Genomic DNA, 21,628 nt, shown 5'->3' with positions numbered 1-21,628 from the left:
AGCCCAGCAAAAACCCAGCCCGTCCGGCGCTTGAGGACAACGGCTCAAGCCGCAACCCACGGACCAGGGCCAAGCAACCCCAGCCCGTCCGGCGCCTGAGGACAACCGAGTTCAACCACAGCCCACGGACCCGAGCCCAGCAAAAACCCAGCCCGTCCGGCGCTTGAGGACAACGGCTCAAGCCGCAACCCACGGACCAGGGCCAAGCAACCCCAGCCCGTCCGGCGCTTGAGGACAAAGGCGAGCCGGACCCGGCTAGATCCCCGCGAGCGCCGCGATCCGCTCGCGCTGCACCCCGCGCTCCCCGAGCAAGTGCGCCGAGGTGATCGCCCGCTTCAGATACAGGTGGCAGTCGTACTCCCACGTGAACCCGACGCCCCCGTGCAACTGGATCATCTCCTCGGCGACATGCCGATACGCCGCAGTGGCCGTCGTCATCGCCAACGGCGCCATCACCGCCAACTCGCCCGGCGAGCCAAGCCCCGCGGCCTCCGCCTCCGTAGCCGCCCACGCCGCGTAGTACAGCGCCGAGCGCGCCGTCTCCACCTCCACGTACAGATCCGCGCAGCGATGCTTGATCGCCTGGAACGACCCGATCGGCCGCCCGAACTGCACGCGCCCCTTCGTGTACTCCACGGTCGCCTCCAGGCACCGCCCCGCCCCGCCGACCGCCTCCGCGGCCACCGCGATCTCGGCCAGCGCCAGCACCCGCTCCAGGGCCGCGTCCGCGCCGACCGCGCCCAACAGCCGGGCGGGCGTGTCCGCGAAGGTCAACCGCGCCTGCTTGCGCGTCTGGTCCAGCGTCGGCAGCGCCGTGCGGGTCAGCCCGGCCGCGTCCCGCTCCACCGCGAACAGCGCCAGGTCGCCGCCCACCCGTCGCCCGCCCCCGCCCTTGTACGGAGTCGCTGCGCTCCCGCCCTCGACCCGCGCCCCCACCACGATCAGATCCGCGATCAGCCCGTCGATCACGTGCGTCTTGACGCCGTCCAGGCGCCACCCGTCACCGTCACCGTCGGCCCGCGCCGCCATCTCCACCGCGCGCACATCCCGCCGCCCCGGCTCGGCCAGAGCCAGCGCCCCGAGCGTCTCGCCGGCGGCCAGGCCCGGCAGGTACTCGGCCCGCGCCGCCTCGTCACCCGCGTGCACGAGCGCGTACGCGGTCAGCACCGACGACGCCAGGAACGGCGAGGGGAACAGCGCACGGCCCATCTCCTCCAGCGCCACCACCAGCTCGGTGAAGCCGAAACCGACCCCGCCGTACTGCTCCGGAATCGCGAGACCGGCCAACCCGGTCTGCTCGCACACGCGTCGCCACACCTCGGCGTCGTAGCCGGTCTCGGTGGCCATCACCGCCCGGACGGCGGGCGAATCGCTGTGCCGATCGAACACGTCCCGTAGCGCTTTGCGAATCTCCTGCTGCTCGTCGCTGAACTCGACGTCCACGTGGCGCAACTCCTTGACGCTCATGTCGCGCGGGGTCCGGGTCGGTCGCCCGGCCCGAGTTCCGGTCGGCCCCATTGACGATCCGGCAGCCCGCGAGCACCAGTATCTGACACACCGTCATACCTTTAGAACATTGCTTTCGTCACACCTCTGAAACGTCGCCTTACCCCGGGCGTGTCGTGTTGTGTGGCATACACCACCCCCCACGCCGATACTTCGCGCGCAGGCCGAAGGGACCCGTTGTGACCGTTCTCGCCCAGGTGCTTCGTGAGGCCGCCCGACGCTTTCCCGAGCGGCGGGCCCTCGTGCACGGCGGAAGCGGGTTCACCTACGGCGGCCTGGACGCGGTGACCGATCAGGTCGCATCGGGCCTGGCCGCACGCGGTGTGCGGGCCGGGCATCTGGTCGCCCTCGTGCTCCCGTCCGGGCTCGAGTACGTGATCGCCTACACCGCCCTGGCCCGGCTCGGCGCGATCACCACCGGGGTGGGACCGCGCTACACCCCCACCGAGCGCGCCGCGATCCTGGAGCGCGCCGCGCCGAACCTGGTGCTGGCCGGGGAGGACCTGCTCGACGGCATCCCGGCCGGCCCCGAGGTCGTGCGCTGCGTACCGGCCGCCGACGCGGCGAACGTCTGGGCCGAGTTGCGGCTCGACGCGATCCCGCCCGCGCCGCCGGTGACGGGGGATCAGGAACCGGACCTGCCCGAGACGGTCGTGTTCACCTCGGGCACCACGGGCACTCCGAAGGGCGCCCTGTTCACCTCCCGGCAGATCGCCGCGATCACCGCGATGGACACCGGCGACCGCTGGGGCGACGGCGGCCCGCAACTGATCGCCACCGGCCTGCCGCACGTCGGCTTCATGACCAAGCTGGCCGGCTACCTCAAGTCCGGCGCGACCCTGCACATCCTCGGCCGCTGGCGGGCCCAGGACGCGTTGCGCGTGGTGGCGCGCGAGCGCATCCCCTACCTCGGCGGCGTGGCCGCGCAGGTCTCCCTCCTGCTCGGCCGCCCGGAGTTCGAGCGCTACGACCTCGCCCACGTGCGCGGTCTGATCGTCGGCGGCGGGCCGTCCCCCGCCCCGCTCGTGCACGAGGCCCGGACCCGATTCGGGGCGGGCTACTCGATTCGCTACTCCTCCACCGAATCCGGGGGGCTGGGCACGCTGACCGCGTTCGACGCCCCCGACTCCGAGGCGCTGTACACGGTCGGCCGCCCCCGACCGGGCACCGAGGTGGAGATCCGCGACCCGAAGACCGGCGCGATCCGACCGGCGGGCGAGGAGGGGCAGATCTGCCTGCGATCGCCCGCCGTGATGGCGGGCTACTGGCGCGACCCCGCGGCGAGCGCCGCAGCTCTCGACACGGAGGGCAGGCTGCGTACCGGCGACCTCGGCCGGATCGACGAGGCCGGCTGCCTGCGGATCACCGGGCGGATGACGGAGATGTACATCCGCGGCGGATACAACGTGTATCCGCAGGAGGTGGAGGCGGTCCTGCTCGACCATCCCGATGTGGCCTCGGTCGCGGTGATCCCGCGACCCAGCCGGGTGATGGGCGAGATCGGGGTCGCGGTCGTGGTGTCACGTGCCGCATCCGAGCCGTCACTGGCCGCGTTGCGCGAATTCGCGGCCACCCGGCTGTCCGCCCACAAGCTCCCCGAAGCGATCCGCATCGTGCCGGCGCTGCCGTTGACCGGCATGGACAAAGTGGACCGCAGATCCCTGACCCAGCAGGAAAAGTCCTTCGGGGACGTTTAGTAACCGCGCGATGACCAGCAGATATCCGCAACATGTTTGACCAAGTCAGCAAATGTCCAGGTGATCGGACAGATGCGTCGGGACCGGGCCGGTGAGACAGTGGACAGCCCTGACGTCCCATCAGCAAGCTAACTGACTAACCGTCAGCTCGATTCCGGCCTCGATCGGGCTTCGATCGGATCTGGCGGCGACGAAAGATCGAAAAAGGGACGGGCGCGATGATGCTTCACGACAGCAGAGGACACCACTTCCCGGGGCACACTCGAACCAGCGTCACCGCGAACGCGGATCCGTCGGCCGAACTCGACGTGACCGGCCGACCACTCGCGCTCCGCCCCGCCGACCTGGACCGCTTCTTCCGACCCCGCACGGTGGCGGTGATCGGCGCCTCGGACACCGAGGGCCGACCCGGTGCGCGGATCACCGCACAGCTGATCGCCTGGGCCGAGCGGGTCGGCGCGCGGTTGTTCCCGGTCAACCCCAAGCACGAACGCATCGCCGGCCGGCCGTGCCACGCGGACATCTCGGCGGTGCCCGAACCGGTCGACCTCGCGGTCGTCCTGGTCGGCGATCCGGCCGAGGTGCTGGAGCAACTGGCGGGCGCCGGCGTGGGTTTCGCGGTCGTGTTCGCGGCCGGCTTCGCCGAGGCGGGCAACGCCGGGGCCGAGGCCCAGGCACGGCTGGCGCAGCTCACCTCGGGCGGTTCGTTGCGGCTGCTCGGGCCGAACACGAACCTGAACGCGTTCGAGGAGTTCCGCACCGACCTCGACGGTCCCGCGATCGCGCTGATCACCCAGAGCGGGCATCAGGGCCGACCGGTGTTCGCGGCGCAGGAGATCGGGATCCGGGTATCCCACTGGGCGCCGGTGGGCAACGAGGCCGACCTGGAGATCGCGGACTTCGTGCGGCACTTCGCCGACCAGGAGGAGGTCGGGGTGATCGCCGCCTACGTCGAGGGGTTCAAGGACGGGCGCACCTTCGCGCTGGCGGCCGACCACGCGGCGCGGCAGGGCGTACCGGTGGTGGTGGTCAAGGTCGGGCGGACCGAGACCGGCGCGCGCATGGCCCAGTCGCACACCGGCAAGCTGACCGGCGGCGACCGCACCGCTTCGGCGGTGTTCCGCCAGTATGGGGTCACCCGGGTCGACGGCCTCGACGAACTCATCGACACGTCGCAGTTGTTCGCGCGTACTCGCACCCCGCTCGCGCAGGGTGTGTGCGTGTACTCGATCTCCGGCGGCACCGGCGCGCACATGGCCGACCTCGCCGCCGCCGAGGGCTTGGCCGTCCCGCAGCTGGAGCGGGCCACGCAGGAGAAGCTGCACGGGTGGATCCCGCCGTACCTGACCGTGTCCAACCCCGTGGACAACGGCGGGCACCCGGCGGGCGACGAGCGCGGCCGGAAGATCATCGACACGATCCTGGCCGACCCGGCGATCGGCGTGCTCGTCTGTCCGATCACCGGCGCGTTCCCGCCGATGAGCGACCGGCTCGCACAGGACCTGGTGGACGCGGCGGAGGCGACCGACAAGGTGGTCTGCGTGGTGTGGGGCTCACCGGTGGGCGACGAGGACGCCTACCGGCAGATACTCCTCAAGTCCAACAAGGTGGTGGTCTTCCGCACCTTCGGCAACTGCGTCCGGGCCCTGCGGGCCTACTTCGACTACCACCGCTTCCGCACCCAGTACTCGTCCCCGTTCGAGGACGTACCGCGCACCGCCTCGCCCGCGGCGGCGAAGGCGAAGCGGCTGCTGTCCTCGGGCAAGCCGCTGTCGGAGCACTCGGCGAAGCAGCTGCTGCGCACGTACGGGATCCGGGTGCCGCGCGAGCAGCTGGTCACCTCGGCCGCGGCGGCGGTGCGGGCGGCGGGGCTGATCGGCTACCCGGTGGTGATGAAGGCTTGCGGCCCGCAACTGCCGCACAAGAGCGACCTGGGCCTGGTCAAACTGAGCCTGCGCTCGGCGAGCCAGGTGCGGGACGCGTACCGCGAGATCACCGACGCGGCCAAGGAGGCGGGCGCGGGTCGCCTGGAGGGCGTGTTGGTGTGCCAACAGGTCGACCGCGGCGTGGAAATGGTGGTCGGCATCTCACACGACGACCTGTTCGGCCCGACGGTCTCGGTCGGCCTCGGCGGCATCTTCGTCGAGGTCTTCGACGACATCGCCATCGGCGTCCCGCCGTTCGGCGCCTACGAGGTGAAGCGCATGCTCGGCGAACTCCGCGGCCTCAAATGCCTCCAGGGCCTCCGCGGCCAACCCCCGGCCGACCTGGACGCCCTGGTCGACGTGGTCATGCGGGTACAACGCATGGCGTTGGAACTGGGCGACGAAATAGCCGAGTTGGACATCAACCCACTGATGGTCATGCCCAGAGGCGGCGGCACAGTCGCCTTGGACGCCCTCGCAGTGGCGAGATAGCACCGGCCGCCCCCAACACCGGAGCCGGCGGAACCCGAGCAAGCCAGGCGGGCCTGAACGGGACCGAACAGGCCGAACGAAGCCAACCGGCTTCGCGGCTCCAACGGCCCCGCCCACCCGCAACCACGGCACCCTCAAGCGTCGGCCGGGCTGAACAGCCCGGCCGACGCTTGAGGCCACTCAGCCGGGCCGGCGTTTAAGTCCAACCCAACCAGACCGACTCTCGACGCCAGAAGCAAACCTTCCAGCCCGGCCGGCGCTCGAGGCCACTCAGCCCGGCCGGCGCTTGAGGCCAACCCAACCAGACCGACTCTCGACGCCAGAAGCAAACCTTCCAGCCCGGCCGGCGCTTGAGGCCAACCCAAACCAAACCAACGCCCAACGCCGGACACAAACCGGTCCAGCCCGGCCGGCATCTGAGGCCAACGCACGGACCAGCCCGTCCCACCCTTGAGGACGGCCCACCACACACAGGAGCCACCATGACCACCCCCGACCAAGAGCTGCTGCACAGCGTGCGCGCCGGCGTCCTGACCCTCACCCTCAACCGCCCCGCAGCCAGCAACTCCCTCACCTGGTCCCAACGCGAACTCCTGATCGACCTCCTGGCAGAGGCCTCCGCAACGGAGCAGATCCGAGCCGTAATCCTCACCGCCGCAGGCCAAAAACACTTCTGTACCGGCATGGACCTCCGCAGCAGCCCCGGCACCAAGTCCCTCCTCGCCGAAGCCGCAGCCCAAGCCGAAGGCGCGAACACGGACCCGAACACGGACCAGAACCCGGACCCAGCCCCGGACGCGGCCACCAACACCCCCCAACCCCCCGCCCGCCCCACCGGCTACGCCACCCGCATGATGAAGACCGGCGTCCAACGCCTCACCAACGCAATCCTGGACTGCGAAAAGCCCGTGCTCGCAGCAATCAACGGCACCACCGCCGGCTACGGCATGAGCCTCGCCCTCGCCTGCGACCTCGTGATCGCCGCCGACTCGGCCCGCTTCATCCAGATCTTCACCCGCCGCGGCCTGGTCCCGGACGGCGGCAGCGCCTACCTCCTCCCCCGCCTGGTCGGCCCGCAGAAGGCCAAGGAGCTGATGTTCTTCGGCGACGACCTCCCCGCCGCCGAGGCACTCCGGATCGGCGTCGTGAACAAGGTCGTCCCCGCCGACGAACTCGACGCCACCGCCCGCGAATGGGCCGAACGCCTGGCCACGGGCCCGACCCGGGCGTACGCGTTCACCAAGCATCTGGTGAACCGCTCCCTCGAAAGCGACCGCACGACGGCCTTCGACGAGGAGGCCCGCATCGTCGAGGCGAACATGACCTCGCGCGATGCCAACGAGGGAGTCGCGTCGCTGATGGAGCGCCGCAAGCCGGAGTACTACGGCTGGTAATCGAACGCCGGCGGCCGGCCGAGGACCCCCACCACGGCCCGCCGACGGGCGGATGTGCCTTACGCCACAAGGCAACTGACGAGTCGTCAGATGTGACGAAGGACCCGCTCTCGTTTGATTGACGCAAGGAAATCGGGTGACGTAGCGTCACAGACCCGACGCCCCTAGACACCTGCGAGGAAGTCCATCATGGGCAAGATCGACGCAGCGAGCACGAAGCCGGCGGATCCCGCCGCGATCGCCCTGCCCGAGGGCGACGGCATCGTCGAGGCCGCCACGTTCCGACACGTCCTCGGCCACTTCGCCAGCGGCGTGACGGTGATCACCGCGCTCGACGGCGACACCCCGGTGGGCTTCGCGTGTCAGTCCTTCGCCTCGCTCTCGCTCGACCCGCCGCTGGTCACCTTCTTCGTCGCCAAGACCTCCACCACCTGGCCGCGGATCCGCCCGGGCGGCCGCTTCTGCGTCAACGTGCTCGCCGAAGACCAGGAAGCCCTGTGCCGCGCCTTCGCGGTCAGCGGCGCCGACAAGTTCGCCGGCGTCTCCCACGCCCCGACGCCGACCGGATCGCCGAGGCTGGACGACGTACTGGCCTGGATCGACTGCACGCTGGAGAGCGTGGTGGACGGCGGCGACCACGAGATCGTGATCGGCCGGGTCCAGGCCCTCGACGCGCCCCGCGTGGAGTGCGCGCCGCTGCTGTTCTACAAGGGTCGCTTCGGCCACCCCAGCCGCAACGGGTAGCCACGATCCCGAACCCGGGCGCGAGCCGCCGGGACCGGAGTCCGAGACCGTGGCGTTGCGCGATCAGTGCGCGCCGGCTCCGGTCAGGGCCCTGACCTCTAGTTCGGCGAACTTGCGGTCGTCGTCGTCGGTACGCCGGCGGCGGGCCGACAGCGCGCCGATCGCGGCACACGCGAAGCCGACCGGGATCGAGATGATGCCCGGGTTCTCCAGCGGGATCGGCGCCGGCGTCGTACAGCTGAACAGCGCCGTGGCGTTGCCCACATCCTTGCGGTCCTTCGAGACGTCGCAGTCCGACGCCTGCTTGGCCGTCAACTGCTTGATCGCGGGCTTCGTGTCGGTGGCCCCGCCCCAGCAGATCGGGGACAACAACACCACGAGCACCGAGGTGACCAGGCCGCCGTAGATGCCGAACACCGCGCCGCGCGTGTTGAAGTTCTTCCAGAACAGCGAGAACAGGATGGCCGGCAGGTTCGCCGAGGCGGCGATCGCGAACGCCAGCGCGACCAGGAACGCCACGTTCAACTCGCGGGCGAACACCGACAGTACAATCGCGGCCGTACCGATCACCAGCGCCGAGATCCGCGCGACCTTGACCTCGTCCTTGTCGGTGGTGCGGCCCTTGCGGAAGACGTTCGCGTACAGGTCGTGCGCGAACGACGAGGACGACGCGAGGGTGAGCCCCGCCACCACGGCCAGGATGGTCGCGAAGGCCACTGCGGCGATGAAGGCCAGCATCAGCGCGCCGCCGGTGGTACCCGCGCCGCCGCCGAGGTGTTCGGCGAGCCGGGTCGCGGCGGTGTTGCCGCTCGGGTCGGCCTTCTTGATCTCCTTGCTGCCGATCAGCGCGGCGGCGCCGAAGCCCAGGATCAGGGTCATCAGGTAGAACACCCCGATGATGGCGATCGCCCAGGTCACCGAGCGGCGTGCGACGCGGGCATTGGGCACGGTGTAGAAGCGGACCAGGATGTGCGGCAGGCCCGCCGTACCGAGCACAAGGGCCAGACCGAGCGAGATCAGGTCGATCTTCGACCAGCCGTCGGTGGCGCCGTACTTGAGCCCCGGCTGCAGGAACGACTCGCCCGAACCGGACTTGCTCGCCGCCGTGCCGAGCAGGTCCGCCACGTTGAAGTCGAACTTGGCCAGCACCCACACGCACATCACGAACGCGCCCACCATCAGCAGGCCGGCCTTGACGATCTGCACCCAGGAGGTGCCCTTCATGCCGCCGACGGTGACGTACACGATCATCAGCGCGCCGACCGCCGCGATGACCGAGATCTGCGCGGCGTCGCTCTTGACGTCGAGCAGGAGCGAGACGACCGAGGCCGCGCCGACCATCTGTGCGATCAGGTAGAAGATCGACACCACGATCGTGGACACGCTCGCGGCCATCCGCACGGGACGTTCGCGCATCCGGTTCGCCAGCACGTCGGCCATGGTGAACCGGCCGGAGTTGCGCATCGGTTCGGCGACCAGGAGCAGTGCCACCAGCCAGGCAACCAGAAAGCCGATGGAGTACAGGAACCCGTCGTAGCCGGACAACGCCAGGATGCCCGCGATGCCGAGGAAGGACGCGGCCGACATGTAGTCGCCGCCGATCGCCAAGCCGTTCTGCAGCGAGGTGAACGAGCGACCGCCGGCGTAGAAGTCCGCCGCCGTACGGTTGTTGCGGCTCGCCCAGAAGGTGATGCCGAGAGTCACCACGACCAGTATGGCGAACATCGCGAACGTCCAGCCTCGGTTGCTGGACTTCGCGGCGAGTTCGAGAGAAAGATTCACGCTTCGAGTTCCTCTCGCAGTTCGGTGGCGACGGGGTCGAGTCGGGTACGCGCGAATCGCGAATAGGCCCAGGCGATCAGGAACGTCGACACAAACTGGAGCAGACCGAACACCAGGGCGACGTTGATGTGGTTCATCAGTTCCTTGGCCATGAAGTCGCGCGCGTAGGCGGACATCACCACGTACAGCAGGAACCACGAGAGGAATGCGGCGGTAACCGGGAAGATGAAGGAACGCTGACGCCGTTTCAGCGCCCCGAATCTCGGATCCTGTTCCATCTCCAGATACCCGGTGCGATCGTCGACGTACGGCACGCGCGGAGCCGGGACGGAGGCGGAGTCCGGGTCCGGCTCAAGCTCGGCGACCAGTTCGGAAGCGGGCTCGGGGGGACGATCGTGCGGATCTTCGTGCGGAGTCGGCATGGGGCGGTAGGGCTCCTCTCCAGCGGACACCCCGCGCGTGGCCCGAGGCGCCGATCGGGTACCAAACCGCGGTCCGTGGGACCTGGGGCCGCAGCGGAGCGAGTTTAGAGGCGCCGCCGGGACGCGCGGAACCTATCCGATCAACTGAAAGCGGGACTGACGGGTTACGCGGATAACCCATGAATTCCCAAGGCCAACAGAATCGACCGAACTTGACACCGATTCCCCGAACTTCGACCGAACCACCATCTAAGTCGCCCACTCCGGACCGTCTTTGCCAATTCGAGTCACACCCGAAAGCCCTCGATCACCATCCTCCGATCCGGATCTTCCCCACCCAACCCGTCGCGCCGGCGCACCGCCGGTCACCGCCGACGCATCCCCACCACGACCGACTTGCCGCACCCGGGCCGCGCCACCACCGCCCACACATCGGCAACCCGATCCACGAGCAACAACCCGCGCCCACCGCAGTCCCGCCGCCCCGGCGAGCCGACCCGGGGCCGCCCGGACCCGTGGTCGGAGACGGCGAGCCAGACGTAGCCGTCCACGAACCAGAGCACCATCTCGACGGGCCGCCGCGCCCCGTATCGCACCGCGTTCGTCACCAACTCGGAGACTAGCAACACGAGTTCATCCGCCATCTCGGCAGAACAATCACGCGGAAGAGCCGCCACGACAGCCCGCCGGGCGCAACGCACCGAGGCCGGCTCGGCGGGAAGACTCCAGTGCGACGGAACAACAGGAATCGGAGGCGAACATCGATCGTCGGAACAGAGGGTCTCGGACATGGCCAACTCCTCGACAAAACAGCCGTGATGAGAACGGCACGCGCCGAACACGCGCCCCTGACGACCCCGGTGGCCTACCTCCCGAGCGCGACACACCCACCCCGGAACAGGCGAGCATGCCAACGCGGTGCACTTCCGGCATCGCTTTGCGTACCTGATGCGATACTCACCGTAGAGCTTTGGGAGCACATGTGCCACCTGCTTGCCAAAGGACGTTGGCCCGAGGCTTGGAAGCGGGGCAGACTGAGCAGCATGTACGCAGGGAGCGCGTGTGGCGCCGAGGAGTAACCCAACCGCTCGCCAGCAACGCCTGGGCGCCGAACTTCGCAAGTTGCGTGAGGCCGCCGGCCTGTCCACGGAGCAGGCGGCCTCGCTCCTGGCGACGAACCGAACCGTCATCACCAGCACGGAAGCGGGCCGCCATGGGATCAGTCCCGAGCGGGTCAGGCGCATGGCCTACAACTACGACTGCACGGACCAAGAGTTGGTCGATGCCCTGGCCGGTATGGGTGCCGACCGGACCAAGGGCTGGTGGGAAGACTTCCGAGACGTCCTACCGCCGACGTTCCTGGACATCGCCGAATTGGAGTGGTTCGCCCGGGACCTGCGGATGAGCACGATGGCGCACATTCCCGGGCCCTTCCAAACTGAGCCATACGCCCGCGCCCTCTTCCAGGCAGCGATTCCATCGCTCCCCGACGACGAGTTCGAGGCCCGGGTCTCCCACCGAACGCAACGTCGAAAGGCGCTCGACCGCCCCGGCGCACCCACGTACACGGCCATAATCCACGAGGCCGCACTCCGCATCGAGGTCGGCGGTCGCCGCGTGCTGCGCGAACAACTCGACCACATACTCGAGCTGACGGGTCGCGCCAACATCGTCGTACGAGCCATCCCGTTCTCGGCTGGAGCGTTCCCCGGCTCGGGGCAAGCCTTCCTCTACGCCCACGCCGAGGTACCGAGCCTGGACACGGTGCAGCTGGACCGCACGAACGTCGCCGAGTTCCTGCATGTCGGCGCGCAACTACGCAAGTTCAGTCTCCAACTCGACCAGATGGAACGGATCGCGCTATCGGAATCCGCAACGCACGACCTGATCCGCTCGATCGCTCACCAGCTGTAGGAGAATGCATGTCTGACATCACCTGGGATGAGCCCTTCTGCCAGGACTCCGGGAACTGCTTCCGCCTCGGCACCGACGCCGACGGCAACGCCTACATCGCCGTCGCCGGGCACGAGGACATTTACCTCACCGACACCATCGACGCCCTCCGCACCCTCATCCGCGACATCAAGGCAGGCAGGGCCGACCACCTGCTCTGATGGCCGTCCCGCAATTGATCTTTGAGTGGATCAGGACCGGGGCTGTGTGTGCTCGGGCGGCCATGCGGCCTGGAGGATGCCGACTTCGACACCCGGACAACGGCGCCGGCTGCCATCGCGTCCAGTAGGCGGCGACCAACAGGACCCGGTCCTCCGTCGCAACGAGGCATCGTGATCGGCTTGCCGAAGTCGCGCCGGCTCAGCCCGGTGAACGGGGCTGTCCAGGAAGGCTCCGACGCCGTGATCACACCGGCCACGGCAGATCACGGCATCGGCGCCAAGGGGCCTGCGGGGCTGTCCACAGCTCGGATCCAGAGGTCACCACCCCGGCTCTCGCAGCGGACGCCGCCCGAGGAGAAGTCCAGTTCAAGCGCGACACGGCCTGTTGCCGGAACCCACTCCTGCCGAACTCCGAGCACGAGTTCCCCAAGGTGGGCCGCGAGCGGAGTCTCGTCACGCACGGACCGGACTTCGATGCGGCCCCAGTCACCCATGTCGAAGCCGCTCTCGGGCTCGGACGACTCGACCATGAGGCACCAGTCCGTGCCACTGGCGATGTTGGTGGACCCACCTCGATCGTCGATCAGCCAAACCTCGACCAGGTCATCAGCGGGTTGCCCGTCGTGCGTGTGCCACGAAGCCATCACCTGGACAAGTCGGCTGCCGACCAACGACGCCGGGTCGATGCCGGGTCCGTGCAGCAGGCAGACCGGATCCAGGAGCTCCATCCGAGGACAGTAACGCCCCTCAGCAGCGCCTCACTTGATGAAACGGGATGGCCCTCGGCTTGTTCCTTGCCGTCGGCTGTCACACAGAGCGATGGGCGTTTCCGGTCGCCGGCGTCCGCACCCGGCCCGTCCGGGCACCACAGCGCGTCGCACAGCCCAAGGAGCCGGATCAGCGTTCCTGCATGTCGAGGTCACGGACGCAGAACCCGTGGTGTGCCCAGTCCTCGTTCAGCACCACCCGCAGGCACTCGGCCACCGACTTGCCCACGGCGTACGGCGGCCGGCCCGGTCCCGCGGGAACTGGAGCGACTGCGGACAACTCGTCGACCGTCACGGTCGCCAGCCAACGCTCCAGCTCGGCGGACTGTTCGTATCGCACGGCCAGTACCTCGTCGAGATCCGGGGTCGCCGCTCGATCGAGGCCCTGTTCCTCCTGATCGGGCACGAAGTCGGACGCCAACCCGATCCGAGTGAAAGGCTGAGTCGATCCCAGACAGCAGCGGCGAAACCACGAGTCGTGCACGAAAACCAGGTGGCGCAGGGTCTCCACTGCCGACCACTCGCCGGCGACACGCCGGTGCTCGGAGCCCGCGGCCATCGCACGGAGCCGCTCGACCGTCCTCGCCCAGTCATCCCGTAGCCGTCGATGGGCTTGCCACAGATCTGCCGGGTCATCCGAGCGCATCAGCAACCGAACCGGATACCGCCGGTCCAGCTCGGCCTCGACGTAGGACGTCACCTCCACGCCATTGACCACCAGGTTGCCGACCAGCCCGTCGATCACGACGTCCCGCATCACCACGCCGATCAGCCGGGCGCGGGTCAGGTCGCACTCACGAAACTCGGCGTCGGTCAGATCCTGATCCTCAAATCGCGCCACGCCGAGCATTGTGCACCGACGGGCCGACACCAGGCGGGCGTCCCGAACGAGGGGCCCTGCGGTCCTCCATCCCCAGACGTTCGGCGACTGCAGCAACCGCGGATCGGTCAACGCCCGTTCGTCGAATTACGGACCCGGACTCTGCTGGGAAGTCGGGTGGGCCGGGTGTACCCGGATAGGGTCACGGCGGAGGTGAAGGCGTGTCCTGGCCGACGGTGATCATTCTTGTCCCTACAGCGCGACGCCCGTCCCTCGAAGGGCGAATACGTGGCTTCGATCTCGTGCCGAACCCTCTATCGGGCGGCGAACGGCTCTACTGGCACGGGTACTCGTACGACCTGGACCTCTGAGGCGAGATTTTGGCGGACTACGAAGCGGACGAGCTCGAACAGCTCGGGTCCCGGATCGGTCAGCCGTACGGGGTCTACGTCTCGTGCGAGTCCATGAACGCGGCCCGGGCTTTCCTCCGTCACGTTCTGGATGGATTCGACGCCCTCGTCGACACCAAGCACGACGAAATCCTGCCTGCGCACGAGTTCCTCGCGCTCTTGAACCGTCGCCCGGAATGGGACTGGCGTCGCCAACCAAGCACAAACCTGCGGTAGTACGCCTTCGCCTGCGGGCCCGCCTCGCAAGCAAGGACGTGCCGGGCGCCGGGATTCGCGCGGTGATCCCGCGAGAGGAACTCCTACGTCTCGTGGATCTCCACGGAAAACCCTTCCGCCATGACGGACGTCAGGGGCGTCGCATGCGCACCCAGCCATTGGCGAGCGGAGCCCGTCCACCTTGACCAGGAGGTGATGGCATCCCACCATCTCGCCGGGTCTGGGTCCGGGTCCGTCACCCAACCGGGCCGCCCGCGTTGTGGATCAGGCGTTGGAGGACCTTGAGCGTCGTGACGTAGTCCGCGTCGGCGATGCCCTCGTGGAGGGTCGCGCGGATCGCCGGGGCGTTGCGGGCGAGGTCGACGCGGGCCTGTTCGCCCGCCTCGGTGAGGTGCAGACGGTCCTCGGCGTCGCGGGTCAACCAGCCGCGCTCCACGAGCGCCTCGGACTCCGCCGCCAAGTCGTCCTCGGGGCGGAGGTAGGAGGCCATCGCCACCCGCAGTTCCGGCACGGTCATCCCCGCGCCGTCGGGCGAGATGTCGTTCACCGACAGATTGCGCAGCAGCCAGAACTGCGGCTGGGTGTAGCCCTTCTCAGCCTGCCGGGCCCGGGTGTAGGCAATGAGCGCCTCGTAGGCGACACCAGTCCAGTACGCGGCGGGCTGTCCGGCGAGTTCGGCATCGGAGATCTGCTGGGTGGTCATGGGACATCCTCCTGGCACTTCGGCGCGGATCCTGCACTGCGTGCAGGTCATGCGGCGACCGTAGAACTTCAAGTTCACTTGAAGTCAAGCGATCGATCGGCCCCACGGGATGACGAACCCGCAGACGAACCCGCATCCGCACGCCCCGATCCGGCGAAGCCCGCCCGGGACAGGGACGGCCATCGATCCCGACCGACCTCCGGAGCGAGTCCGCGGTTTCGCCCCCCGACCCGGGGCCCAGCCGGTCCTTGAGGCTGCCGCCTCGACCCACCCATCGCCACGCACCGGCACCCGCCGTCGGCTGTGCCGCGCTTCCGCAAGGGCTACGACGTCGGGGGTGGACCGAATGCGCGGCGAGCCGCCCGCACGTTCAGGGCGGCCACGGCGGCGTTGGCGCCGCCACCGATCACCACTCCGATGCCGAACGACGCCACTCGACCGTACGCTCGGCAACCTTGTCGCCCGGGTCGTCACGTCCCCACGGAGTCTCGCACCCAACCGCCCACACGGCCCCCACATCCGGAAAAAATCAGGGCCACGTGTCCGTCCGACGTCCCAACTCCGTTTACCCACCGGCCCGTCGCCCCGGATCGCCCCTCCCACCAACCAGCCCCCGGTACCCGCCTCGGCAACGCCATGAACGCCGCGCGCACCCTCGGCCAAGACCTCAAAGCTGGTAGGGGGCGCCCTCCAACTCAGTTGAAGGCAGTCAGATAAACCGAGCAGTCCCCCGTCTCCGGCGTCTGCACCAGCACCGCCGTCGGCCACTTCCCCTTGCCGGAATAGGCCCGAGTAGACCCCGAATCAGCGCGCCAACCGTGCCTTTTCGCAAAATCGCGAACATAAGTGTTCCCAATATCATTCACGGCGCTCGGAGTCGTGAATTCTGCCTCTGCAAGAATGCCGGGAACCGCGCCACACGGGATCCGATACATAAGATCCAAGCTCGTCCCCATCATGTTTCCACCGGCCCGGAAGTGTACATCGAAGGCTCCGGCAGGCAGGGTAGTGCCCGTCAATCGCAAAGATTTCTTCAGCGAAAATTCGGGATCGCTCCCGGCATCGGCGCGCGAGTCGTGCACATTGGGTGCCCATGGATGTCGGCGATAGATCTCGAACGCCCCGAACGTCACGAGGCTCAGCACCAGCATCCCGACGAGAAAGGCGGCGCACAGAAACAGGGCACGTCCGACCACAGCTTTCACCCGACGTACCGGCCTTCGGTGCTCACGAGCGAGGGGGCGGGGTGACGTAGAAAGTCATACTTCCGGTGATATCGAAGTCGTGCGCCAGTCCGGTCTCGTTCAGTCGAGCCAAGTCGTTCTGCGGGACCCCTTCGATATTTCCGCGATGCTTGCCACCTTCAGGGTTCCCCCAGTTGTATCGTTTATAAATATCGACTCGCACCTGCCCCGCCGGCTCCCCGTTGACCATTTTGAAATCGGTGCCCACGATTCTATATCGATAGCCGTTCATTGTATAATACCAGTCGAGTAACTGCTTCGATTTCCCAGCCGACTCGGGGGCCTTCATATCCTCGTGCACGGCCCCCGATTGCCATCCGGTGTCGAAGTTCCCATTCGGTCCGCCGGCGAGGATGGTATCCGTCAAAAGCTTCCGGAACGCGGGATTCGCATCGACGAATTCGCCGGCTTTGAATTGAACCTCGCTCCCATCTCCTTCCAGCCAGTGCTTCATGTACGACGCCGCACGCTCATTCCCCAAATACGCGTCCTGACCGGCCACCATCGCCATCGCCGCCGCGCGGGTCGCATGATCCTTTGCCGTGGGCTCGGTCACGTTGAACTCACGTTTGGGGCCCATGTCTTCGGCCTCTACCGGCGGCTTCGTGTAGTACGGCGGGATGATGCCCGACCCCGCCGGGGTCATCGTGTCGGCGTCCGGCAGGTGGTCGGCGAGGTTGCGGATTTGTTTGGCGAACGTCTTCGCGGAGTCGTCGTGTTGCCGCTTCAGGGACTTCGCGGCCTCGATGATGCGGTCGAGTTCGTTCTCCGCTTGGTCCAGGGCCTGCTTGGCGGCGGCGTGGCGCTTGAAGAAGGCGTTCCGATCCGCTCCCGATCGGCCCACGATGTCGGCGAATCCGACATCCACGTCGGGATCGGCCTCCGCCTGCTTCACTCGCGCCCGCGCCGCCACCGCCTGGGCCTCCAGCGCGGCCCGAGAGCGCTGATAGTCCGTCAGCAGATACGACCACTCGCCCAGCGTGTGCTCGACGCCGGACAGCGCATCGTGCATGGTCCAGATCTTCGGATAGATGCCCTGGACCGCGTCGTGGCTCGCACCGCCCGCCAGCCCGGTCCAGGCCCCGGGATCCCGTAGCGCGGTCTCCATCTCGCCTCGCACCCTGCCCAGTTGCCCGGACGCCTGACGCACCTTCTCGGCCAACAGGCCCAGCGCCGGCACCAACCCGGGCGCCGGGTCGAAGCGTAATCCGGGGAACTCCTTGGCCGCCGAACTCACCGAAAGACCTCCCCGATCCGACTCGGTTCCGATGTCGGGAGCGGTGCGCTCGGGGAGGCGGACGAACCATCGGGATCCAGGATGGACCGAAGCGGGCTCTCCGCAGCGGACGACGGCACGGCGACGACCGCGGGCGGCACGGGTCGAGTCACCGCCGGCACACCGGTCGTGAGCCGGGCCATCGACGCGGACACCTGCTCCTCGGTCACGCCATACGCGGCCTTGGACCGGTCCACCGACGCCCGAAACTTGCCGATGTCCTTCCGGAACTCCTCTGCCCGGTCCTCCCACTTCCCCTTGAAGTGGTCGCACGCCGTATCGAGATCCTTGTGCCCGGTCCGGATCGGCCCGGTCTCGTGCAGAGCTTCGAGCGCCGCGTCCGTCGCGACGGTCGAACCATCGAACGCGGCCATCAAGGTGTCCAGCCACGCGAAGTCGACCGAGAATCGGTCCGGCATCACACACCCCCCAGTAAGTGTGAAGAGCCGATTGTATCCATCCGGTTGCCGACCGCCACGACGGAGCCGAACAACGACAAAGCGCGCGCCCCTCCCCGTGGGAGAGACACGCCGTGATCGGTCGTGGCGAGCAGCCTCCGACGTCAGGTCAGTTGAAGGCGTCCAGGTACACCGAGCAATCCCCCGCTGCCGGCGGCGTGTTCACCAGGGCCGTCGTGGGCCACGTCCTCGTGTCGGTGAGCGCCGAGGTCGTGCCCACCTCGGGCCGCCAGCCATGGCGTTCGGCGAAGCGGCGGACGTTCTGCGTGCCGATGGTGTCCATCGCGACCGGGGTGGTCAGTTTCGCGTCCGCCAACACCCCCGGGACCGTGCCGCACGGAAGCCGGTACGTGAGCTGTACGAGCGTCCCGCGCATGTTCGCCCGCACGTAATAGCGCACATTCGTGGCCCCCGGCGGCAGCGTAAGTCCGGTCAGCCGCAGCGACTTGCTCAGCGATACGTCGCCGCTCCCCGGGTCGGCACGCGAGTCGCGACCGTCGTCCGACCAGGGATGCCACAGGAGCAAACGCAACGCCCCATAGCCCAGCAGCCCGAGCACCAGCATGCCCACGCAGAAGGCACCGGCCAGGAACAGGGCGCGCCGGGCACCCCTCCTCGCCACGCCCGCCGACGTCACCCGACCAGCCCCGGAGCCATGTACCACGTCGTGCTGCCCACGATGTCGAAGTCATGGGCCAAACCCGTCTCGTTGAGTCGGGCCAGGTCGTTCTGCGGGACACCCTCGATGTCGTTTCGGTGTGCGCCGCCCTCGGGATTGCCCCAGTTGTAGCGCTTGTAGATGTCGACCCGGATCGTGCCCGCCGGATGGCCTTCGACCATCTTGAAGTCGGTGCCGACGATCCGATACTGATAGCCGTTCATCGTGTAATAGAAATCCTGCAACTCGGGCGTGACCGGTCCGTTCTGCATGTCCCGGGCCACGCTGCCGCCCTTCCACCCGGTGTCGAAATTACCACTCGGTGCATTCGCCCGCATGGTGTCGTTGAGGATCTTCCGGAACCCGGGATCCGCCTTCAGGAACTCCTGCGCGTCGAACTGGATGTCCCGCCCGTCGCCTTCGAGCCAGTACTTCATGTACGAGGCCGCACGATCGTTGCCGAAATACCCGTCCTGCGCCGCGACCATGGCCATTGCCGCCAGTTCGGTCGCGCGATCCCTGGCCGTGGGATCGGTGACGTTGAATTCGCGCTTGGGGCCGGTGTCCTCCGGGACGACCGGCGGCTTCGTGAAGTAGGGCGGGATGAGGTTGGACCCCCCGAAGCTCGTCGTGTTGCGATCCGGCGGGTGGTCCGCGATTTCCCGGATGCGCTTGGCGATGCCCCGGGCCGATTCGTCGTGCTGCCTTTTCAGGTCCTTGGCGGAATCGAGAATCGCGTCCAGGTCGTCTTCGGCCTGTTCCAGCGCCTTCTTCGCCTCCGCATGCCGTGTGAGCAGGGCCTCCTGCTCCTTGCCGGACGTGGTCATCACCTCGAAGAACCGCAGATCGACGTCCGGATTCCCCTCCATCTGCTTCACCCGGGCCCGGGCCGCCACCGCCTGGGCCTCCAGCTCCGTACGCGAGCGCTGATACTCGGCGAGCAGGAACGACCATTCGCCGATGGTGCGTTCGACGCCGGACAGGGCGTCGTGCATGATCCACACCTCGGGATAGATGTGCTGCACGGCGTCGTGGCAACTGCCACCGGCCAGTCCGCTCCAGGCCCCGGGATCCCGCAGCGTCTTCTCCATCTCGGTGCGTACATTGCCGACCTGCCCCGATGCCTGGCGCACCTTCTCGGCCGGCAGCGCAAGCGCCGGCAACAGCCCGGGCGCCGGATCGAACCGCAGCCCCGGAAACTCCTTCTCGGCCGAACTCACGCGAACGCCTCCCCGATCCGGCTCGGCCTACCCGCAGCCGTGGCGGTAACCCCGGTCGGCGCGGACGAACCGTTCGGAGCGAGCGCGGATCGCAGCGTGCTCATGGACGTGGCCGTGTGCTCATCCGTCACGGCGTAGGCCCGCTTGGAGTCGTCGACGACCTTGCGGAATTCCCCGATCCGGTCCTGGAAATCCTTGACCCGCTTCGACCACTTGTCCTTGAAGTGATCACAGGCGGTGTCGAGATCCTTGTGCCCGATACGAATCGGGCCGGTCTCGTGGAGTGCGTCGAGCGCCCATTTCGCGGCCTGGGCCGAGCCGTCGAACCCGGATATCAGTGCATCCAGCCACGCAAAGTCGACAGAGAACTTTTCCGCCATCGCAATCCCCCCGGTTCGCAGCGTGGCAGAAACTATATCCCGTCTGTTGTAGAGGGCAATGAAAAACTCGGGAACCACTCATGATCAAAAAGAAGAAGCGCGTCCCTCCACCACGAGGGACGCGCTTCGACACCACAGCGCTCGCCGATGAAAGCCACCGGAACGCCGGTCGAGAAGGCCGACGTCAGAAGACGAAGACGCCTCGGGCGACCTTGCCCGCCTCGGCGTCCTCCACCGCCTGGTGGAAGTCCTCCAACGCATAGGTCTGGGTGACCAGTTCGTCGAGCTTGAGGGCGCCGGTCCGGTACAGGTCGGCGTAGCGGGCGATGTCGTACTGCGGGCGCGAGGAGCCGTAGCGGCAGCCCATGATCGACTTGTCCAGGAACATCGAGGACACGTGGAACGACGCCTCGGCGTCCGACGGCGCGACGCCCAGGATGATCGCCTGGCCGGCCCGGCCGAGCATGTCGATCGCGTTGCGGATCACCGCGACGTGCCCGACGCACTCGAACGCGTGGTCCACGCCGCCCGGGACAAGCGCCTGTACCGCCTTGACCGAGTCCTCCACCGCGCGCGCGTCGACGAAGTCGGTCGCGCCGAACTCGCGTGCCACCGCCTCCTTCGCCGGGTTCGCGTCGACGGCCACGATCCGGACCGCGCCCGCGAGCTTCGCGCCCTGGATCACGTTCAGCCCGATGCCGCCGGTGCCGATCACCGCGACCGTGTCGCCGGGCTGTACCTTCGCCCGGTTGAGCACCGCGCCGACGCCCGTCAGCACCCCGCAGCCGATCAGCGCCGCGGAGGCCAGGGGGATGTCCTTGGGGATCTTCACCGCCTGGACGCCCTTGACCACGATCTGCTCGGCGAACACCGACAGGCCGGCGAAGTTGTAGACCGGCTTGCCGCCGCGCGTGAACGGCTGGTTGAGCTGACCGAAGCTCTTGGCGCACATCGTCGGCCGACCCCGGTCGCACTCACGGCACGCGCCGCACGAGGCCAGCGTGGACAGCGCGACGTGGTCGCCGGCCTTGACGTGGGACACCAACTCGCCCACGGCCTCCACGACTCCCGCGCCCTCGTGTCCGAGCACGACCGGGGGCGGGAAGGGGATGGTGCCGTTGATCACCGAGATGTCGCTGTGGCACAGACCGGCCGCGCCGATCTTCACCAAGACTTCGTTGGCCCCGGGTGCGCGCACCTCCAGGTCGTCGACGATCGAGGCTTCCTTGCCGTCGAAAAGAACGCCCTTCACCGGTTCCTCCTCCATCGGAAATGGGCTGACGAGCCGGGGCGCTCGACGGCTGACCGATCCGACCGTCTCCGGAACCGAATTCCGAGCGCGCACGCGTACCCGCGCGGCACTCTAGCCCGGAACTGATGAGCAGTCAGCCGGTTGTGAC

At 68.1% G+C, this 21,628-nt stretch carries 21 protein-coding genes and 1 pseudogene; 7 read left to right on the top strand and 15 right to left on the bottom strand.

From position 1 onward, the window contains the following. Positions 1 to 255 precede the first annotated feature (255 nt). Positions 256 to 1,467, bottom strand: a complete 1,212-nt coding sequence (locus ACFXKZ_RS12240) for an acyl-CoA dehydrogenase family protein (RefSeq protein ID WP_379999258.1) — start codon at positions 1,465 to 1,467, stop codon at positions 256 to 258. A 218-nt stretch (positions 1,468 to 1,685) separates the two neighbouring features. On the opposite strand from ACFXKZ_RS12240, the gene ACFXKZ_RS12235 reads away from it, so the two are divergent. The 4 genes from ACFXKZ_RS12235 to ACFXKZ_RS12220 all read left to right on the top strand — a co-directional run bounded on the left by ACFXKZ_RS12235 (position 1,686) and on the right by ACFXKZ_RS12220 (position 7,758). Further along, positions 1,686 to 3,203, top strand: coding sequence for a class I adenylate-forming enzyme family protein (locus tag ACFXKZ_RS12235; RefSeq protein WP_379999256.1), 1,518 nt, complete (start codon positions 1,686 to 1,688; stop codon positions 3,201 to 3,203). A gap of 221 nt (positions 3,204 to 3,424) precedes the next feature. After that, positions 3,425 to 5,620 (top strand): acetate--CoA ligase family protein, encoded by a 2,196-nt coding sequence (locus tag ACFXKZ_RS12230; protein WP_380000002.1) that lies wholly within the window; start codon positions 3,425 to 3,427, stop codon positions 5,618 to 5,620. A gap of 482 nt (positions 5,621 to 6,102) precedes the next feature. Continuing rightward, on the top strand, positions 6,103 to 7,014 hold the full coding sequence (locus tag ACFXKZ_RS12225) for an enoyl-CoA hydratase/isomerase family protein (RefSeq protein ID WP_379999254.1): 912 nt from the start codon (positions 6,103 to 6,105) through the stop codon (positions 7,012 to 7,014). Positions 7,015 to 7,203: 189 nt separating this feature from the next. Then, positions 7,204 to 7,758, top strand: coding sequence for a flavin reductase family protein (locus ACFXKZ_RS12220; RefSeq protein WP_379999252.1), 555 nt, complete (start codon positions 7,204 to 7,206; stop codon positions 7,756 to 7,758). Positions 7,759 to 7,821: 63 nt separating this feature from the next. On the opposite strand, the gene ACFXKZ_RS12215 is transcribed toward ACFXKZ_RS12220, so the two are convergent. From ACFXKZ_RS12215 to ACFXKZ_RS12205, 3 genes are all read right to left on the bottom strand, one after another. Next, positions 7,822 to 9,483 carry a cation acetate symporter gene (locus tag ACFXKZ_RS12215; protein ID WP_380000000.1) on the bottom strand — a complete coding sequence of 554 codons (1,662 nt, stop codon included), beginning with the start codon at positions 9,481 to 9,483 and terminating at the stop codon, positions 7,822 to 7,824. Between the two features lie 53 nt (positions 9,484 to 9,536). After that, positions 9,537 to 9,962 carry a DUF485 domain-containing protein gene (locus ACFXKZ_RS12210; protein WP_379999250.1) on the bottom strand — a complete coding sequence of 142 codons (426 nt, stop codon included), beginning with the start codon at positions 9,960 to 9,962 and terminating at the stop codon, positions 9,537 to 9,539. Positions 9,963 to 10,327: 365 nt separating this feature from the next. Next, positions 10,328 to 10,753 carry an ATP-binding protein gene (locus tag ACFXKZ_RS12205; RefSeq protein ID WP_379999248.1) on the bottom strand — a complete coding sequence of 142 codons (426 nt, stop codon included), beginning with the start codon at positions 10,751 to 10,753 and terminating at the stop codon, positions 10,328 to 10,330. 271 nt (positions 10,754 to 11,024) lie between these two features. On the opposite strand from ACFXKZ_RS12205, the gene ACFXKZ_RS12200 reads away from it, so the two are divergent. Together ACFXKZ_RS12200 and ACFXKZ_RS12195 are read left to right on the top strand one after the other, a co-directional pair. Further along, on the top strand, positions 11,025 to 11,876 hold the full coding sequence (locus tag ACFXKZ_RS12200; RefSeq protein WP_379999246.1) for a helix-turn-helix domain-containing protein: 852 nt from the start codon (positions 11,025 to 11,027) through the stop codon (positions 11,874 to 11,876). Between the two features lie 8 nt (positions 11,877 to 11,884). Continuing rightward, entirely contained in the window at positions 11,885 to 12,076 is a 192-nt protein-coding gene (locus ACFXKZ_RS12195; RefSeq protein WP_379999244.1) for a hypothetical protein, read from the top strand. 91 nt (positions 12,077 to 12,167) lie between these two features. Here ACFXKZ_RS12195 and ACFXKZ_RS12190 read toward each other — a convergent pair. The 3 genes and pseudogenes from ACFXKZ_RS12190 to ACFXKZ_RS12180 form a co-directional block, all read right to left on the bottom strand. After that, positions 12,168 to 12,333 (bottom strand): annotated as a pseudogene (locus tag ACFXKZ_RS12190) (IS5/IS1182 family transposase); the annotation flags it as partial. 6 nt (positions 12,334 to 12,339) lie between these two features. Next, positions 12,340 to 12,804, bottom strand: coding sequence for a hypothetical protein (locus ACFXKZ_RS12185; RefSeq protein WP_379999242.1), 465 nt, complete (start codon positions 12,802 to 12,804; stop codon positions 12,340 to 12,342). A gap of 169 nt (positions 12,805 to 12,973) precedes the next feature. After that, entirely contained in the window at positions 12,974 to 13,693 is a 720-nt protein-coding gene (locus ACFXKZ_RS12180; protein ID WP_379999240.1) for a DinB family protein, read from the bottom strand. 350 nt (positions 13,694 to 14,043) lie between these two features. Here ACFXKZ_RS12180 and ACFXKZ_RS12175 point away from each other — a divergent pair, with 350 nt between their 5' ends. Continuing rightward, positions 14,044 to 14,289: a hypothetical protein gene (locus ACFXKZ_RS12175; protein WP_379999237.1), complete on the top strand. Its 246-nt coding sequence runs from the start codon at positions 14,044 to 14,046 to the stop codon at positions 14,287 to 14,289. 235 nt (positions 14,290 to 14,524) lie between these two features. Here the strand turns inward: ACFXKZ_RS12175 and ACFXKZ_RS12170 are convergent, their stop codons facing one another. The 8 genes from ACFXKZ_RS12170 to ACFXKZ_RS12135 form a co-directional block, all read right to left on the bottom strand. Then, positions 14,525 to 14,992 carry a MarR family transcriptional regulator gene (locus ACFXKZ_RS12170; RefSeq protein WP_379999235.1) on the bottom strand — a complete coding sequence of 156 codons (468 nt, stop codon included), beginning with the start codon at positions 14,990 to 14,992 and terminating at the stop codon, positions 14,525 to 14,527. 695 nt (positions 14,993 to 15,687) lie between these two features. Then, complete coding sequence (locus tag ACFXKZ_RS12165) at positions 15,688 to 16,197, bottom strand: hypothetical protein (RefSeq protein WP_379999233.1); 510 nt, start codon at positions 16,195 to 16,197, stop codon at positions 15,688 to 15,690. Between the two features lie 22 nt (positions 16,198 to 16,219). Next, a complete protein-coding gene (locus tag ACFXKZ_RS12160) occupies positions 16,220 to 17,473 on the bottom strand; it encodes a hypothetical protein (RefSeq protein ID WP_379999231.1) in 1,254 nt (417 codons plus the stop codon). Then, complete coding sequence (locus tag ACFXKZ_RS12155) at positions 17,470 to 17,931, bottom strand: hypothetical protein (RefSeq protein WP_379999229.1); 462 nt, start codon at positions 17,929 to 17,931, stop codon at positions 17,470 to 17,472. The genes ACFXKZ_RS12160 and ACFXKZ_RS12155 overlap by 4 nt, the downstream gene beginning before the upstream one ends. A gap of 148 nt (positions 17,932 to 18,079) precedes the next feature. Continuing rightward, on the bottom strand, positions 18,080 to 18,592 hold the full coding sequence (locus ACFXKZ_RS12150) for a hypothetical protein (RefSeq protein ID WP_379999227.1): 513 nt from the start codon (positions 18,590 to 18,592) through the stop codon (positions 18,080 to 18,082). An 11-nt stretch (positions 18,593 to 18,603) separates the two neighbouring features. Continuing rightward, the gene (locus ACFXKZ_RS12145) at positions 18,604 to 19,848 is read right to left on the bottom strand and encodes a hypothetical protein (RefSeq protein ID WP_379999225.1); all 1,245 of its coding nucleotides are present in this window, start codon (positions 19,846 to 19,848) and stop codon (positions 18,604 to 18,606) included. After that, positions 19,845 to 20,228: a hypothetical protein gene (locus ACFXKZ_RS12140; RefSeq protein WP_379999223.1), complete on the bottom strand. Its 384-nt coding sequence runs from the start codon at positions 20,226 to 20,228 to the stop codon at positions 19,845 to 19,847. Before ACFXKZ_RS12140 ends, ACFXKZ_RS12145 begins: the two co-directional genes overlap by 4 nt. Positions 20,229 to 20,412: 184 nt before the next feature. Continuing rightward, complete coding sequence (locus tag ACFXKZ_RS12135) at positions 20,413 to 21,480, bottom strand: Zn-dependent alcohol dehydrogenase (RefSeq protein ID WP_379999221.1); 1,068 nt, start codon at positions 21,478 to 21,480, stop codon at positions 20,413 to 20,415. Positions 21,481 to 21,628 lie beyond the last annotated feature (148 nt).

This window comes from Embleya sp. NPDC059237, assembly GCF_042754105.1.
In the GTDB taxonomy this organism is placed as follows: domain Bacteria; phylum Actinomycetota; class Actinomycetes; order Streptomycetales; family Streptomycetaceae; genus Embleya.
This window is presented reverse-complemented; position numbering and strand designations above follow the sequence as displayed.